Below are 14962 nucleotides of genomic sequence, written 5' to 3'. Positions count from 1 at the left end.
GAGCTCCCCTGCCTGTCCGTTCTTCGGGAAGGCAGGCGACTAACCCATCCCAGGGGATGGAATCATGTACCTGACCTAACAATGAATTCCTGAAAAAGTGATATTTTGGAGAATACCCGTCGAAATCTTTGAAAAGAGGAAGCTGCATAATATCTTTCACCGTATTTTAGTTTGCAACCTTAAAATACAAAAAAGGAAACCCCGAAAAAAGCTGGAAACAGCCGATTTCGGGGTTTTTATATTATATTTTTGTTATTAATATAGCTGAATATCAGCTGATTATAAATACTACAAGAAGCCCCAATTAATTTCCCCAAAGTATAGATTTGGTTTAATTGAAGCAGATTTTGACGACAATAAATTTGTTGACTGTGCCATTACAGGAAATGCAGACTTGATTCTCACTGAGGATAAGCATTTTGAAGAGCTGAAACAGATTGATTTTCCAAAAGTAACAGCGATGGGAATTCTTGAATTCCAGCAATTAATTTAAATAAATAATTATCTAGAAGTTATTACTGAAAATGTAGAAGTTCAGGAATCGGAGGTGGTTTTTGAGTGGCATTAGATTAACCTAAACTAAGTTTCACCCCTTCGGGGCTCTGTCTTTTCCATGTTCGCTTTTTACCCTGGGCTCCTTACAGTCACCCAAGGCCATGAAAAGTAACAATCCTTCGGATCGTACATTCAAAAGCCTTAGGATCGTATTAGACATTGACTCCGAAGGAGCTTAACCATTCATGACCGCGGGCGGGAGCCCGTGGCAACGCCACCCCTATTTTTTAGTACTGGAGCGACGAAACTTTTTTCTCCATACTTCCAATCCTGGTATTTTTTCCTAATTTCAACTCAATCAAACTTTAATTTTTTGTGAGCAAAACCACCTTAGCATTAATCAGTGATGAGCCTTGGCTTCAAGATTTTGCCCCGGCTATCCAGAAGCGTTTTGAAGACTATCAAGCTACACTTCATCAGATCAATGAATCCATGGGGAGCATCCTAGAATTTGCCAATTTCCATGACTATTATGGTGTGCACTTCGAACCTGTGCGAAACGGCTGGATTTATCGTGAGTGGGCTCCGGCTGCTCAGCAACTTTTTTTGACCGGGGATTTCAACTGGTGGGACCGCGAATCCCATCCCATGCGACAGAATCATCGGGGCGACTGGGAGATTTTTCTTCCCTATGCACAGTATAAAGACACCTTTACCCACCAAAGCCGGATCAAAGTCCGTGTCATCGATGCCCAAAGCCGGGACCTCGACCGGATTCCCGCTTATATCCGTCGTGTAGTTCAGGACGAAAAAACACACGATTTCACAGGACAGCTTTGGTTTCCCGAGAAGGAATTCATCTGGTCAGATCAAGACTTTTCTTTGGAAAATATCGCTCAAATGCCCCTGATCTACGAATGTCATGTGGGGATGGCACAGGAAAAACTTGGTGTGGGCACCTACCGGGAATTCGAAGAACTCATTCTTCCAAGAATCAAAAAGGGCGGCTACAATGCCATTCAGCTTATGGCAGTCATGGAGCATCCTTACTACGGCTCCTTCGGCTATCATGTCTCCAATTTCTTTGCCCCTTCGTCCCGATTTGGCACTCCCGAGGAACTCAAGTCCCTGATCAATACTGCCCACCAAATGGGCATCGCGGTGATCATGGACATCGTACACTCTCATGCGGTCAAAAATGTAAATGAAGGCCTCAATGAATTTGACGGGACGGATCATCAATATTTCCATCCCGGAGATCGGGGCTATCATGAAGGCTGGGATTCCAAGCTTTTCGATTATGGAAAATGGGAAGTACAGCAGTTTCTGCTTTCCAATATCCGCTATTGGCTGGAGGAGTTTCATTTCGATGGCTTTCGATTCGATGGAGCTACCTCCATGCTTTACCATCATCACGGCAATGTATCCTTCGATTCCGTTGACAAATACTTCGATGAAGGGGTGGATGATGCAGCCCTTCGCTATTTTCAGCTGGCCAATACACTGATTCATCAGCTCAAGCCCCATGCGATCTCCATCGCGGAGGAAGTCAGCGGGATGCCGGGACTCAGTCGCAAAATCGAAGATGGAGGGATCGGTTTTGATTTTCGCTTGGCTATGGGAATTCCCGACTTTTGGATCAAAACACTCAAACATAAAACCGACGAACAGTGGGACCTTTTTGAGCTGTGGCACGAACTGAGTAATCGTCCCAAAAAGGAAAAATCCATCGCTTATGCCGAAAGCCATGATCAGGCTTTGGTTGGGGACAAATCCCTGGCATTCTGGCTGATGGACAAGGAAATGTACACCTCCATGTCTGTGCTGGAGCAAAACTTGGTGGTGGATCGCGGCATTGCCCTGCACAAAATGATCCGGATGATTACGCTTTCGCTCGGAGGAGAAGGGTATTTGAATTTTATAGGAAATGAATTTGGTCATCCCGAATGGGTGGATTTTCCCCGCGAGGGGAATAACTGGAGCTATCAATATGCAAGAAGGCAATGGTCATTGGTGGATGCCGAGCATCTGCGCTACAGCCAACTCAATGCCTGGGATCAGGCGATGATCGCGCTGATCAGCAAGCATCAAATCTTGCAAGCTCCCCATGGAGAGCAACTCTACCTGGAGCCGGATAAGAAAATTTTGGCCTATGAGAGAGGCGGGTTAGTCTTTGTCTACTCCTTCCACCCTACCGAGTCCTATTTTGGTTTTCCGATCCGAATGCCAGAGGCGGGTAGCTATCATATCCTGCTCAATTCCGATGAAAAGGAATTCGGTGGCTTCGAGCGTCTCAATAAGTCCATCGCCTACCCTACCGACAAAGACCAACAGGTGCATTTGTATGTGCCGAATCGAACCACTTTAATAATTAAATCGAAAAAATAATATGGAAATCAATAATCTCGAAAAAATTGAGTCAACTTTATTGAATAACGGCTTTACAGAAACAACAAGTAAAATAGATAAACAAAAAGGAAAAAAAACATTCACTCATTTAAATAAAAAAAGGGGGGTAATTAATTTTAATTATACTCAAGTAGATGTAATCTGCAAGTTGGGTGGAATTTATTTGTATACAAAAATATCTAAATCAGATTTATTAAATATTTTGCTTTACTTTAATCTTCAGAACAAATTTTTAAAAGAAATTTTCCCAAACAAGAATTATGAAATAATAAATTTAGATAAAAGAATTAATCATATCAAGAAACTTATTTCAAATGAAAAAACAAATCTTAAAGATAAGAATAAATACAATTCAATCCTAAAATATATAGAATCCTTAAAAGTATTTTAAAATTACATTAATTAAACAGAAAAAATCGATGAAATTTTTATTAAATCTATTTAAAACTGATTATTACAAAAGATTCAATAAAATATTAGATAATCAATCAGGAAAACCCGAAACATATCTTGACTGGATGACAAGGGCTAAAACTTGTGAAAAAATAATGAAAGCAGTAATAGGAGATGTCGAAAAAACATCTGCTTTAAAACGGATCATGGAAGAAAGTCTAGAAATGATTACAAAAATTGAAGAAACTAAAAAAACAGAATTCCTTTCAAAATACATTGAATTAGAAGGATTAGATAAATATATACAAATTGGGGCACCAAAATTTGCTGATGAGTTTAGATTCTATAGAAACAAATCAAAAATTGAAATTTATAAAAATAATAAAATTCTAACCTTTGAAACTATGGGAGGAAACCCTGGAAGGTGGTATCAATATTCCGATAAAGAAACAATTTCTAATATTACATTAGGACCAAAATCGCCCTATGAAATATTGATAGAGATTGAAAACAAAAAGACTGAATCATATAATTCTTTTGTAGTTAAACTTAAGAAAAAGACTTAAGTTCTCCACCTCAATCAACCTCCAGATTTGATCAATCGGCTAATTACACTAAGTTTAAGCGTATGACAGACACCACATTAAAGTTGGAAATCAATTCATTGCCCAAAGAAATGAGGAATGAGGTTGCGGGTTTTGTAGAATTCCTTAAAACGAAACCCAAGCTTAAGGCCCGTGAATTTGGATTTGCAAAAGGCAAAATCAAGCAATCCCCAACTGCGCCAAGCGGGAGAACGTTAGTCAGAATTATCAAAACATGAAGCAGACTCTTTTTATTATCTTCATTGGATTAACTTCTTTTGTCCATGCACAATCAATTGACATTGGGGACATCAAGATAAATGGTATTATCGGCTATTCTTTAACGCTTGATAAACTGCGATCGTCTAACTTAGAAATTGACAGTATTAAACCAATCCCTGAATTAATGGACATGTCAATGGCAGATTCACTTGTATATATCGGACGAACGTACTTTGAATACTTCGCAAACTCAAACAAGTGCATTTTGAGCGTTATACAGTTTGACTGCAAAATTTCAGAAGTTAGGATTGGCAGCCTAACGCTTAGTAACCTAACCACTATTGAGTCGATTCAAGATAATTTTCCAGAAGACTGTCAATCGACTAGCTCAATCGAAATTTATCAAGATCCGAAAACCTATAGAACTTGTGGCGTTCCTATATCAGCTAATGGACAATTGACTGATTCGAGGCTGCTTTTCTTCTTCTTGGAAGGGAAACTAACTCGGATAGATATTTGGGAACCTAGCTAAAAAATAACACCGTCTCGGTGTAGTTTCCAGTCAGCACCTTTGAAGTTCCAATTGCCGCTAAGTGTAGTTTGCCACTAGGCTCTTCTATCCCATCTAGGCGTAGTCTCTATTCTGCATCTATAAAGTCCTATTTGGCGCTAGGTGAAGTTTGCAACTTCACCCCCATATCCAAACCAATTTGCAATTGGAAAAGCAAGACCACCTAAAATCAAAAGCTGAAATTAAAAGCGAGTACCCCAGCCAACCGCAAACTATTTATGTCTCCTCCTGTTTGTTAAGAAGCCGAGTCCAGTCAGGACCCTAAAAACATCACAAGCATGAAAACTTTTCTTTTAATCGCATTATTCCCCTTTCTTATGAGCACCTTACTGGTTTTTGATTTTGGTTCTACTTCCGATTGGTCTGATTGGGAAATCGAAAACGATACCGTGATGGGCGGGATATCCACCAGCAAGCTTACGCGTAGTGAGGACGGCCACGCGATATTTACCGGTGCGGTTTCCTTGGAAAATAACGGAGGCTTTGCTTCGATGCAATATCATTTTCCACCCCAAAATATCAGCGGCTATACCAAGGCTATCATCCGTCTGAAGGGAGATGGCAAGGCATATCAATTCCGAATCAAAGCCAACTTGAGAGAACGTGCGGCTTACGTCTACACCTTTAAAACTACCGGAGAGTGGCAAACCGTCGAAATTCCTCTGAACAAAATGGAGCCTTCCTTCCGTGGCAATAAACTGAACATTCCCAACTTCGATGCCGATCAGATCCAAGAAGTCCGCTTTATGATCGGCAATGGCAAAAACGAAAATTTCCGGTTGGAAGTAGAAAAGATCGAGTTGCAGTAGACAAACTCCCCACTGACCCACTTCTCCAGTCAAAAGGGGGACTTCGGAAGTAACCTCCCCCACTTATGAAGTACCCTCCCCCACCAAATTACCCCTCCATTCCACCTCGGAGGTGAAATGTTTGAGCAAAAAGGTCCGACAGTTCGGCTACGAGCTAAACTCACGGAGCAAAAAGGCTCAAAACATCAGCTCCGAGCTGCATGCACTGAGCAAAATGGTGAATCGTTGAAGCAAAAAGGTCCGACAGTTCGGCTCCGAGCTAAACTTATTGAGCAAAAAGGCTCAAAATATCATCTCTGAGCTGCAAGCACTGAGCAAAAAGGTCTGGCGGTTCGGTTCCGATCCCAATCTTAGCGGAGTTCCTTTCCTTTCCCCGCGACTGTTCGACTTCGCTCGCCAACCCTTGCAGCGTGTCCGCAAGTTTAGTTTTTAAGCCCCTAATTTTCAAAGCTAGCGCTGAATCTCTATTTTGGATGGACGATCTTAAAATCGAAGCCCTCGATCAAGGATTCACCTTTTATCTGACTATCGTTTTATGGAACTGTTTTCTACGCTAGGTTCACTGACTTTTCTGCTGATCGGCGCTTTTTACCTGAGAAAACTCTGGCTGGGGGCCACAATGGCGCTTGTTTTTCTGATCGGATTTAAACTATACTCCGGAGAAAACTTGGCTGGATTTTCTATTCCCGGCATCAATGGGGCAGTCATCAGCATCGAACTGGCCCTTTTGCTCTTTGGCGCTTACCTCCTATTCAAAGTGCTGCAAGCAAACGACCACTTCAGGACACTCAATCAAATCACTTCCGCCTTTTCCTCCAAACTTACCGTGATTATCCTATTCACCTATTTTTTGGGAAGCTTTATGGAGGGAGTTGCTGGATTTGGGATTCCGGCCATGCTGATCACTCCGATGCTGTTGACCTTGGGATTCCGACCGCAGACTTGCATTATTATTCCTCTTGCGGCAAATACCACAGCGGTCACTTTTGGGGCATTGGGTACTCCCTTGAAGATAGGATTGGGCATTATGGAGCCCGATGCAGTGGTACAGTTTACCGTACTGCTCAATTTCATTCCTGCCGTTTTACTCCCCTTTTTTCTGGCTTTTCTCTTTGAAAAAACTGAAAAAACCAATATCAACTGGCAAGAAAACTGGAAAATGCTCTTGGGTGCGGGAGTGATTTATGCCGTGCTTTACCTATCGACCGGCTTATTCACCATTGAATATGCCTCGGTCATTTCGGGGATCCTCGGATTGCTGCTTTTTACTTTCTTTTTTGTGCCCAAAAAAGAAAATCCACCTCTTCAATCCTGGTTTGATACATTTTATCCCTATTTGATTTTTATTGTGTTGCTTTTGATTTCCAAATTTTTCCTTGCCGACTTGGCTTGGTCGATCACTGAGGATTCCCGAGCGATATCCCTGTATCAGCCTGGGGCTATTTTTATCCTCGCAGCCTGGGTTTACCTCCTTTACATAAAAGGACAAGCTGGGGGCTCTTTTTTCTTCAGTCATCACTTAAAGCATACCGGCCAAATCGTCTCCAAAACGGTGCTAACGCTCTTTGTATTGGTCAGCTATGCACAATTTATCCGGGGGGATATTGCACAACTGACCCAAACTCATCTTTCCGATTTGGGTGAACATACCAAACTGTTCGTAAGTCCGGTATTGGGAGTATTGGGCAGTTTCCTGAGTGGTAGTGCGACGATGAGCAATCTTATTTTTGGAAATACCATCCAATCGGCCGCTTTTGCAGTCTCTAATGCATTTTTGTTTTCGGCCTTGTTAAACACCGGAAGTGCTATTGGCAATTGTATTTCCCTACAAAATATCCTGATGGTCAAATCGGTAATCAATGCCCCGGAGGTGAATTACTCGACCATTATGAAATTAAATCTCCTACTGATCGCGCTTTATCTCCTGATCGTAATCGGCATCTCTTTTTTGATCTTTGCTTCAGGCCAAACAGCAACCCAATAATTAACTCATGATAAGAATCCTTCAATTTCTCATGTTAGTTATAATCTGCTTCGATGTTTTTGCTCAAAAAGTAAGTTACAATTACCTGCCTGATTCCAGTTCTACGGAATTTCAAGAAGTAATGCGGCTTTTTGAAAATTACCTGGCATCGAATCCTCAAAATCAAGAGAAAAACACTTATTGGAATACTGAGGAACAGCAGAACTACAAAAACTATGATTTTTTGGAAAGTGAATTCCAGCCTTCCCTTTATATGGGATTTCCGGTTCATGTATTAAGCATCAAATCCCGAGATGATTTTTATGAAATCAAGGCTCAGTTTTCCTATACCCAAGAAGACGGAAGTCCCTACATACTCGCCATCGTTAACTATATCGCCAGGAAAGAAAATGGCGTCTTAAAATTAGCCAATGCACTGCTCATTAACCGACAAGAATGGAGGTGCACCACGGTAGGATGGGTCGATTTTTACTATCCACCCTACCATTCCTTTGACCAGGGCAAAGCCAAAAAACTGAATGATTTCATCGATCGGATTTGTAGCGATTTTGGAGTGAAACCAATGCCATTTGATTATTATTTGGCGGATGATTTCGATGAGATCCAAGAATTAAAAGGATTGGATTATTACCTCGGAATGGGTGGATCCGCCAAACCCCGTGGGAAAGCAGGGGAAAATCAAGTGTATTGTGGGGGCTTAGGAGAATATTATCCGCATGAAGTTTTTCATGTATTGATTGATAAGCATTTTCCCAACAAACATTTTTGGGCTTCGGAGGGCATTGCCACTTTTTTAGGAGGCAGTCGAGGGGAAAGTTTAGATTGGCACATCAAAAAAACCGATGCCCATTTAAAAACCCATCCAGAACTCAACTTGAATGAAATGCTGACGTTGTCCAACTTAGACAGCGAAACAGCCTTTCATTACGTTTTGGGCGGGTTGATCGCCAAGAAGTTTTTTGAGAAAGGAGGCTGGAATTTGCTAAAGGAATTGCTGAACAGCGGAGAAAATGATCAAGATTATTACCAATTCATCGAGCAGCACCTTGGAGTCAAGCAATCGGAACTCAATGCATTTTTGAGGGAAGAGTTGAACCGAGAAAGTAGGCTTTAAAAAAAAGCGTGACTAATAATTCACAATAGGGTTGAAATCACACATTCTTTACCTCCAAAAAATAGCACTAAAGCACTGATTACTCGATAAATAAGACTACCTTGTTTTAAGCAACCTGAATGATGGGTTCATTCCCTGTCTCGGCAAGTCTCTCCTCAGAACTTATGAAGTTCAAGTTGGCGCAAAGCAAAGTTTGCAACTACGCTCTTCTATCCAATCCTCCAGATTTCCAATTCGGATAATTTCAAAAATTCATCTGCCTAGGCATTGGATTTTTACGTAAATTCAAATTAAAAAGTAAAATCAATGACTACTATAGATCTTAAAAAGCATCTAATTCAGCGAATTTCGGAAATCGAGGATATGGCTTTTTTGGAGGCCATCAAGACGATCTTGGACAGCAAATCCCAAATCCTCCACCTCACATCTGAACAGCGGGAGGAAATCAAGCAATCGCAAGATCAGATCAATCAGGGACTTTTTACCAGTCATGATCAACTAGATGAAGAATTTGAAAAATGGGCAAACAAAAACTAATTTGGTCTCAGTTGGCCAAAATAAAACTTTTTGAGATCCTTGATTTTTACACCCAGCGAAATAAAAACTCCGAATACTCAAAAAAGCTTTACGAGGAATTCAATCAAAAACTCAAGTTGATCATCAAAAATCCAGAAATGGGAATAAAGACAGATCTTGATTCCATACGAGGAATAATCATAAGGGACTTTATACTTTTTTATGAAGTGACCTCTGATAATATCATAGTTCATACAGTTTGGGATACCCGCCAAAATCCTGAAAAATTGAAAGTCATTTGAAAAAGTACCTCCTCAAGGTGGAGTTTCTAATCAGCAACTTTGAAGTTTAATAAGTTGCTAGGTGCAATTTGAAATTTATTTCTGTCTGAACTGAGCCACTTCCCCTTCAGTTGGGGGACTTCGGAAGTACCCCACCCCACCAGCATACTCCTCCATTCCAGCTCTGAGGTGAAGTGTTGCGGCAAAAAGGTCCGGCAGTTGATCTCTGAGCTCAATCAGTTGGCCAAAAAGGCTATCGGACTTAGTTAAAAGGTGCAGTTTTTTTATTAAAAGTTGAACAGATCCAGTTCTGCATTCCATCCGCCTCCTATTTTGAGAAAAGTCTGGAAATCATTGGCTTCCTGCGATTAAGATTAACTTCATGTATCGAAACAGATTTTTCAACCATTGGAACGGTCATTTGGTTGATCTTTATTAAACCTTTAAGGCACACACAGTGAAAATAACCTATGGAGGGAAACGTGGTAAATTTAAGCTTAGTGAATTTAATTAAGTGTGTTGCAAACCGACTGGAAAATGATTCGAAATCCCGCAATATGCATTTACTTGATCGTCATAGGGTAATTCTTAAAACCAAATAAATCATCCCGAATTTAACGCAAGATTTTTTTATCTATTAAATGATTTGGAGATCAATACATTTAGGCTATTGTAGGAATGATTTATTTTTCTGACAATTGCTTTTAATTACTAGTCAGCTAAGTTTAGCTTGAATATAAACGCCTACAAATACCATGATCAAATCCATTTTAATCTTTATTTTGATTATTCTGACTGGTCGGATTACCTATGGGCAAACAGACAAGGAAACCGGGAAAATAGTCGAAGAAATCCTGGCTGTTACCGAAAGGTATAATCAGACTTGGGAAACGATCAACATGCTTAAAGTAGCCGAATTTCACTCGGATAGCAGCTTTCGGTATTATCGTAATATGGAATTATCAGTTGGCAGCAACGAGGAATTTAAAACTGTGTATCCTCAGATCTTGAAAGGAACAAAGAGTTTTAAAATGAAAGTAGAAAATCCGATTGTTCAGGTTCTTGCAAAAGATGCGGCTCTAATCGGTTTTACAGCAGTTGCCGAATTGATAACGCTAGACAACAAAGTCTTGGACATTGGGACAGGTGCTTATACTTACGTGTGGAAAAAGAAAAAGGGTCAATGGAAAATTGTCCATATCCACGAATCAGCCAAATAAAAGTGTGCATTTTTCAGAATAGTTTAAACCTCCACCACGCCACCTTGTGAACGTGGGCTTCGACTGAACTCAAAAAACCACTTTCCCATTCCAGAAGTAAAAAAAGCTCAAGAGTAATTTTTGTAAATTGGAACAAATAAGCCGAAGCGATGAGTGAACCTATGCTACATAGCCTGAATATTCTTTTTTTTGTCTTCCATGGAGTGTTGATTCTATTCAACCTATTCGGCTGGCTAGTTGAGCGTTTTCGATTTTGGAATTTGATCACGCTGAGCGCTACAGCAGGTTCTTGGTTTATCTTAGGGATCTGGAAAGGTTGGGGATATTGCCCCTGCACCGATTGGCATTGGGAAGTGAGAGAGCAACTCGGACTACCGATCGAAACCAATTCCTATATTGATTTTCTTCTGAGACAATTATTGGGACTTGAATTGCCTATTCAGGTCGTAGATGGAGGAACGTTGATCATTTTCTTGATTTGCTTTGTTGCCAGCATTTGGGTGAATTTTAAAAAAATCAACTTGATCAAAAAAGAGTAGTTTTCCTTTTTTTACAGCCCAATCTTCATTTCTCAAAATGTAAGTTCAACGGTATTTTCGGTTATCGGATTTTATTTTTTTTGATTATTCCAGATATCGAAAAATGAATCAAACCAACTTTATTTCTCAGCTAATTAGCTGATTACTCGATAAATAAGACTACCTTGTTTTAAGCAACCCGAATGATGGGCACATTCCCACTTGCAGGCAGGTCGGATTTTCATCATAAGTCAAAGGTTAAGATCGAGACAAGAGTTAGCTCTTTCCGACTGTTTTCGGAACTACCGCAATAGCATTCATTCATGCGATTTCTCTGCGGGCAAAACGATAAAATAAAAACCATCAATCGTTCGGTTTGGGAAATTGACTAAACCAAAACACCAATTTCCGTCCAAGTCTTAGCCCATTTTATCGGCAAACACACCATTCAGCAGCTCAAATTTACCTCGAGCTTAATGGATGAAAAACCCATTCTATTACCCATACTATGAACTTAAAATTAACCTTGGGAATGCTGGCTTTAGCTATGCTTTCCCTCTATGCATGTGAAGAACAAAAAGAACAAGCTGTCATCGTCGAAGAAGAGAAAATCGATATCATCAACGATGAATTTCCGGAGTCAAAGGCAGAAGTGATTGCCTTTATGGAAGATATCAAACAGGCCATTATTGCCGGTGATATTGATCGACTGATCTCATTCCACGCTTATGGACCAAAATTCACGGAATTCAAAAACGGTGAACCACGAAACGACGGCACCGCCAATGAAGAATATGAGCGCGGGGTTTTTGGCAATGTCACCGGAGTGGAAAAATTTGAATACGATGATCTGAAAGTCGCCATCTATGACCAAGTGGCCAATGTGACGTTCCATTCGGACTTTCACCTAAAATTCGGTGAAGATGATGCAGTGGTCAACGAACAAATCACGCTTCTCTTGGCCCAAACCGATATGGGTTGGAAGATAATCCATGAGCACCATTCTCCTTTGAATAGTCCTGCTGCAGAATAAAGCGGAATCCACCAACATACTCCCGGAAGATCAATCCCAATCGATTTTTCGGGAGTTTTTTATATCCAGAATCAGGAAAAGTCCACCTTCAAAAATCCAAACTTAAATTTCCTCCTTTTCGAAAAGCGGTCAAGTTTAACTCGGGGAGCTTCCGATCTCCGAAATAGATTTTTCGAGATTGTCTAAAGAGTTGCTGAATACTTTGCGCCAGCACCCCTTCTCCTTTCATTCGGCGGCCAAATTGATTATCACGAACTTGTCCGCCATGCAAATCGGCAATTTGATTCATGACTTTTTGATAGCGATCGGGAAAATTTTTGCCGAGCCAATCCGAAAAAATCTCCTCCAATTGCCCATTCAGACGAACCACCGTATAGCCTGCACCCATCGCGCCGTGATCGGCAGCCGCTTTCAATACAGAAGGGATTTCGTGATGATTTAGCCCCGGAATAATCGGCGCATTCATCACTGCCGCAGGTACGCCAGCATTAGCCAGTTGCTCTACTACCGACAGCCGCTTAGCTGCAGAGGCAGTCCGAGGCTCCATCTTTCTGCGGAGGTTTTCATCCAAGGTCGTAATCGAAATATAAACCTGCACCAAGTTGTCTTTTGCCAAATCCTGCAGCAAATCCAAATCCCTCAGGATCAAACTATTTTTGGTAATCAGGCCCACGGGGTGACGATAACGAACAAAAACCTTGAGCAACTCACGGGTGATTCTCATCTCTCTTTCCATAGGCTGATAGCAATCCGTATTTCCTGAAAGCGAAATAGGCGTCACCTTCCAAGACTTACTCAAAAACTTTTTCTCGAGTAACTGCGGGGCATTGGGCTTGACCATCAGCTTGGTTTCGAAGTCCAGACCAGCGCTGTAGCCATAATATTCATGGGAGTTTCTCGCGTAGCAATAAATGCAGCCATGTTCGCAGCCTTGGTAGGGATTGAGCGAGAAACTCATACCCAAATCCGGACTTTTTATGGGATTGACGATACTTTTGGGGTGATCGATCCGAACTTCGGTTTTTGGATTTTCGATCATTTCCTCATCCAAACCCTCCATGTGCTCCTGCACAATCTGATTTTGCAAAAACCGATTTCCAGACTGAATCTGTGCTCCTCGTCCCTTGAAATATTCTTGTTTATTGTCAATCATTTTGTCAAAATATTAACAATAGGATACTCAAAGTAAAGGGAAATTAAAAGCCCGTGTCACCAACTGTCAAAGAAATCAAATGGACCTATTATCCCCGGAAAAAAAATGAAATGACGAGATTAAAACGGAAAAGTCAATAGCGAATGTTGACTGACCGTATTGAAATCACGCCAAACGCGATTAAGCTCAGTTTCGGTTTTTGCTGCTTCCAATCCTGCAAAAGGATAGAGCTCTGCATTTAATTTTCGACAAATACCCGTCATTTTTCGACTGATTTTACTAATTGATTTTTTGGATTTCGGGGAAAGCTGTTGATCTTCTTCCAGCTCCTTCCAGGCTTTTTCGACTTTCGCATAAAACTTGGCTCGAATTTTCTCCATATTCTTCCCTGATTTTTTGGCTAGCTTTTCAAAATAAGCCAACTGATCACCCGAGAAAGCTTTTCGCTCATGCCTTTTCCAAAATGATTCTTGAATCAATTCCTGCAGATGCAGACTGATTCCCAAAATATTGACCGCCAAGGTAGCTTCCGCAAAAGGAAAAAACGGAAATTGATAGATGGGATCGGATAGCTTGGCTTTTTCAGGAAGGATTTCAAACGAACGATTCAGTGGAACCTGTAAATTCTCTGCTCGAAAAGCATGGCTCCCCGTGGCCACCATTCCCATATAATGCCAGGCATCAAGGATCTCTACTTCATCCCGTGTTAAAATAAAAGCCTTGATTTGGGGCTTTCCCTCAGCGTCCAAAACTGCCTTTCCATTTTCCCAGATTTCACAATTTGCCGTAAAGTGCGTCGCATGAACTGCTCCCGATGCATAGGTCCAATGTCCCGAAATCAGGTAAGAATCCTCCTGGATATTGGCCTTTCCTCCTACAAATCCACTTCCTGCAAGACATACCTTGGGATCCGAAAAAACTTCTTTGCGAAGCGATTCTTCCAAAAAGCCCACAAACCAACCTGCCCCCGCACAAAGCGTCACCGTCCATCCTAGACTTCCATCCTTTCGGGCTAAATTTTCCTCGATTTTCAATGCTTGTGGAAAAGTCAACTCCAAGCCATCTAAGGCTCTGGGAACGAAAAGTTTAAACCATTTTTGATCATAAATTTCATCCAGCCACTCCGAAATTAAGCTCCCTTTTTGCTCCGATAGCTCTGCTTTTTCTGTAATAATATTTGGTTTTTTCATAAAAAACAGCTTTTTTAATTGCTTTCTTCCCCAGAAAAAGCAAGAAAAGCTAAACAATTAAAGGTTTAAAACGTATTTATAGTTATGAAATCTATATTAAGTCCCGAAGGTAGAATTACAAGAAGAAAGTATCTGGTCCTGTTCATGATTTTTTATTTCGCCAATTTACTATGCCTGTTGAAAATCTGGGATTCCTTCCGAACCGAAGATTGGATAGCCTTTTACATCTTTGGAATTATTCTGATCGCGTCCATTGTTTTACTACTGATTCAAGCAATCCGAAGACTGCACGATATTGGCATGGATTGGAAATATGCCCTCTACCTATTGATCCCGCCACCCATTAATTTTATTGGGTTTATTTGGCTCGCATACAAACCAGGTCAAAAAGGTCCGAATAAATATGGTCCGGATCCCAAAAAAACCGATTGGGTTTAATCCTATTTGACAAAAAAATTAAAAAGCTTTTC

Annotated in this window: 17 protein-coding genes; 14 read left to right on the top strand and 3 right to left on the bottom strand. The window is 40.9% G+C overall.

Annotation, left to right across the window (positions count from 1 at the left end; genetic code table 11):
- Positions 1-268 precede the first annotated feature (268 nt).
- From BM043_RS19810 to BM043_RS02755, 10 genes are all read left to right on the top strand, one after another.
- Complete coding sequence (locus BM043_RS19810) at positions 269-493, top strand: PIN domain-containing protein (protein WP_143071024.1); 225 nt, start codon at positions 269-271, stop codon at positions 491-493.
- 377 nt (positions 494-870) lie between these two features.
- Positions 871-2883 carry an alpha amylase C-terminal domain-containing protein gene (locus BM043_RS02805; protein ID WP_092788703.1) on the top strand — a complete coding sequence of 671 codons (2013 nt, stop codon included), beginning with the start codon at positions 871-873 and terminating at the stop codon, positions 2881-2883.
- Position 2884: 1 nt separating this feature from the next.
- On the top strand, positions 2885-3295 hold the full coding sequence (locus BM043_RS02800; protein WP_092788702.1) for a hypothetical protein: 411 nt from the start codon (positions 2885-2887) through the stop codon (positions 3293-3295).
- A 28-nt stretch (positions 3296-3323) separates the two neighbouring features.
- Entirely contained in the window at positions 3324-3863 is a 540-nt protein-coding gene (locus BM043_RS02795) for a hypothetical protein (RefSeq protein ID WP_092788701.1), read from the top strand.
- A gap of 253 nt (positions 3864-4116) precedes the next feature.
- Positions 4117-4635 (top strand): hypothetical protein, encoded by a 519-nt coding sequence (locus tag BM043_RS02785; RefSeq protein WP_092788699.1) that lies wholly within the window; start codon positions 4117-4119, stop codon positions 4633-4635.
- A 317-nt stretch (positions 4636-4952) separates the two neighbouring features.
- Positions 4953-5483, top strand: a complete 531-nt coding sequence (locus BM043_RS02780; protein WP_092788698.1) for a CIA30 family protein — start codon at positions 4953-4955, stop codon at positions 5481-5483.
- 535 nt (positions 5484-6018) lie between these two features.
- Entirely contained in the window at positions 6019-7467 is a 1449-nt protein-coding gene (locus BM043_RS02770; protein WP_092788696.1) for an L-lactate permease, read from the top strand.
- A 31-nt stretch (positions 7468-7498) separates the two neighbouring features.
- On the top strand, positions 7499-8581 hold the full coding sequence (locus BM043_RS02765; protein ID WP_143071023.1) for a hypothetical protein: 1083 nt from the start codon (positions 7499-7501) through the stop codon (positions 8579-8581).
- Between the two features lie 306 nt (positions 8582-8887).
- Positions 8888-9118: a hypothetical protein gene (locus tag BM043_RS02760; RefSeq protein ID WP_092788694.1), complete on the top strand. Its 231-nt coding sequence runs from the start codon at positions 8888-8890 to the stop codon at positions 9116-9118.
- Between the two features lie 11 nt (positions 9119-9129).
- Positions 9130-9399, top strand: a complete 270-nt coding sequence (locus tag BM043_RS02755; RefSeq protein ID WP_218144118.1) for a type II toxin-antitoxin system RelE/ParE family toxin — start codon at positions 9130-9132, stop codon at positions 9397-9399.
- Between the two features lie 75 nt (positions 9400-9474).
- On the opposite strand, the gene BM043_RS02750 is transcribed toward BM043_RS02755, so the two are convergent.
- Complete coding sequence (locus BM043_RS02750) at positions 9475-9699, bottom strand: hypothetical protein (RefSeq protein WP_092788692.1); 225 nt, start codon at positions 9697-9699, stop codon at positions 9475-9477.
- 434 nt (positions 9700-10133) lie between these two features.
- Between BM043_RS02750 and BM043_RS02745 the strand changes: the two genes are divergently transcribed.
- The 3 genes from BM043_RS02745 (at position 10134) to BM043_RS02735 (ending at position 12149) form a co-directional block, all read left to right on the top strand.
- A complete protein-coding gene (locus BM043_RS02745) occupies positions 10134-10598 on the top strand; it encodes a nuclear transport factor 2 family protein (RefSeq protein ID WP_092788691.1) in 465 nt (154 codons plus the stop codon).
- A 161-nt stretch (positions 10599-10759) separates the two neighbouring features.
- A complete protein-coding gene (locus tag BM043_RS02740; RefSeq protein WP_245752909.1) occupies positions 10760-11137 on the top strand; it encodes a DUF2784 family protein in 378 nt (125 codons plus the stop codon).
- Positions 11138-11624: 487 nt separating this feature from the next.
- Positions 11625-12149 carry a nuclear transport factor 2 family protein gene (locus BM043_RS02735; RefSeq protein ID WP_092788689.1) on the top strand — a complete coding sequence of 175 codons (525 nt, stop codon included), beginning with the start codon at positions 11625-11627 and terminating at the stop codon, positions 12147-12149.
- Positions 12150-12237: 88 nt separating this feature from the next.
- On the opposite strand, the gene BM043_RS02730 is transcribed toward BM043_RS02735, so the two are convergent.
- Both BM043_RS02730 and BM043_RS02725 read right to left on the bottom strand, forming a co-directional pair.
- Entirely contained in the window at positions 12238-13302 is a 1065-nt protein-coding gene (locus tag BM043_RS02730; RefSeq protein ID WP_092788688.1) for a PA0069 family radical SAM protein, read from the bottom strand.
- Between the two features lie 119 nt (positions 13303-13421).
- A complete protein-coding gene (locus BM043_RS02725) occupies positions 13422-14492 on the bottom strand; it encodes an acyl-CoA dehydrogenase family protein (RefSeq protein WP_092788746.1) in 1071 nt (356 codons plus the stop codon).
- A gap of 84 nt (positions 14493-14576) precedes the next feature.
- On the opposite strand from BM043_RS02725, the gene BM043_RS02720 reads away from it, so the two are divergent.
- Positions 14577-14930 (top strand): DUF805 domain-containing protein, encoded by a 354-nt coding sequence (locus tag BM043_RS02720; protein ID WP_092788687.1) that lies wholly within the window; start codon positions 14577-14579, stop codon positions 14928-14930.
- The last annotated feature ends 32 nt before the right edge of the window (positions 14931-14962 follow it).

The organism is Algoriphagus hitonicola, from assembly GCF_900113375.1.
Taxonomy (GTDB): Bacteria; Bacteroidota; Bacteroidia; order Cytophagales; family Cyclobacteriaceae; genus Algoriphagus; species Algoriphagus hitonicola.
Note: the sequence above shows the minus strand (reverse complement) of the source record. Positions and strands in the feature narration are given on the sequence as shown.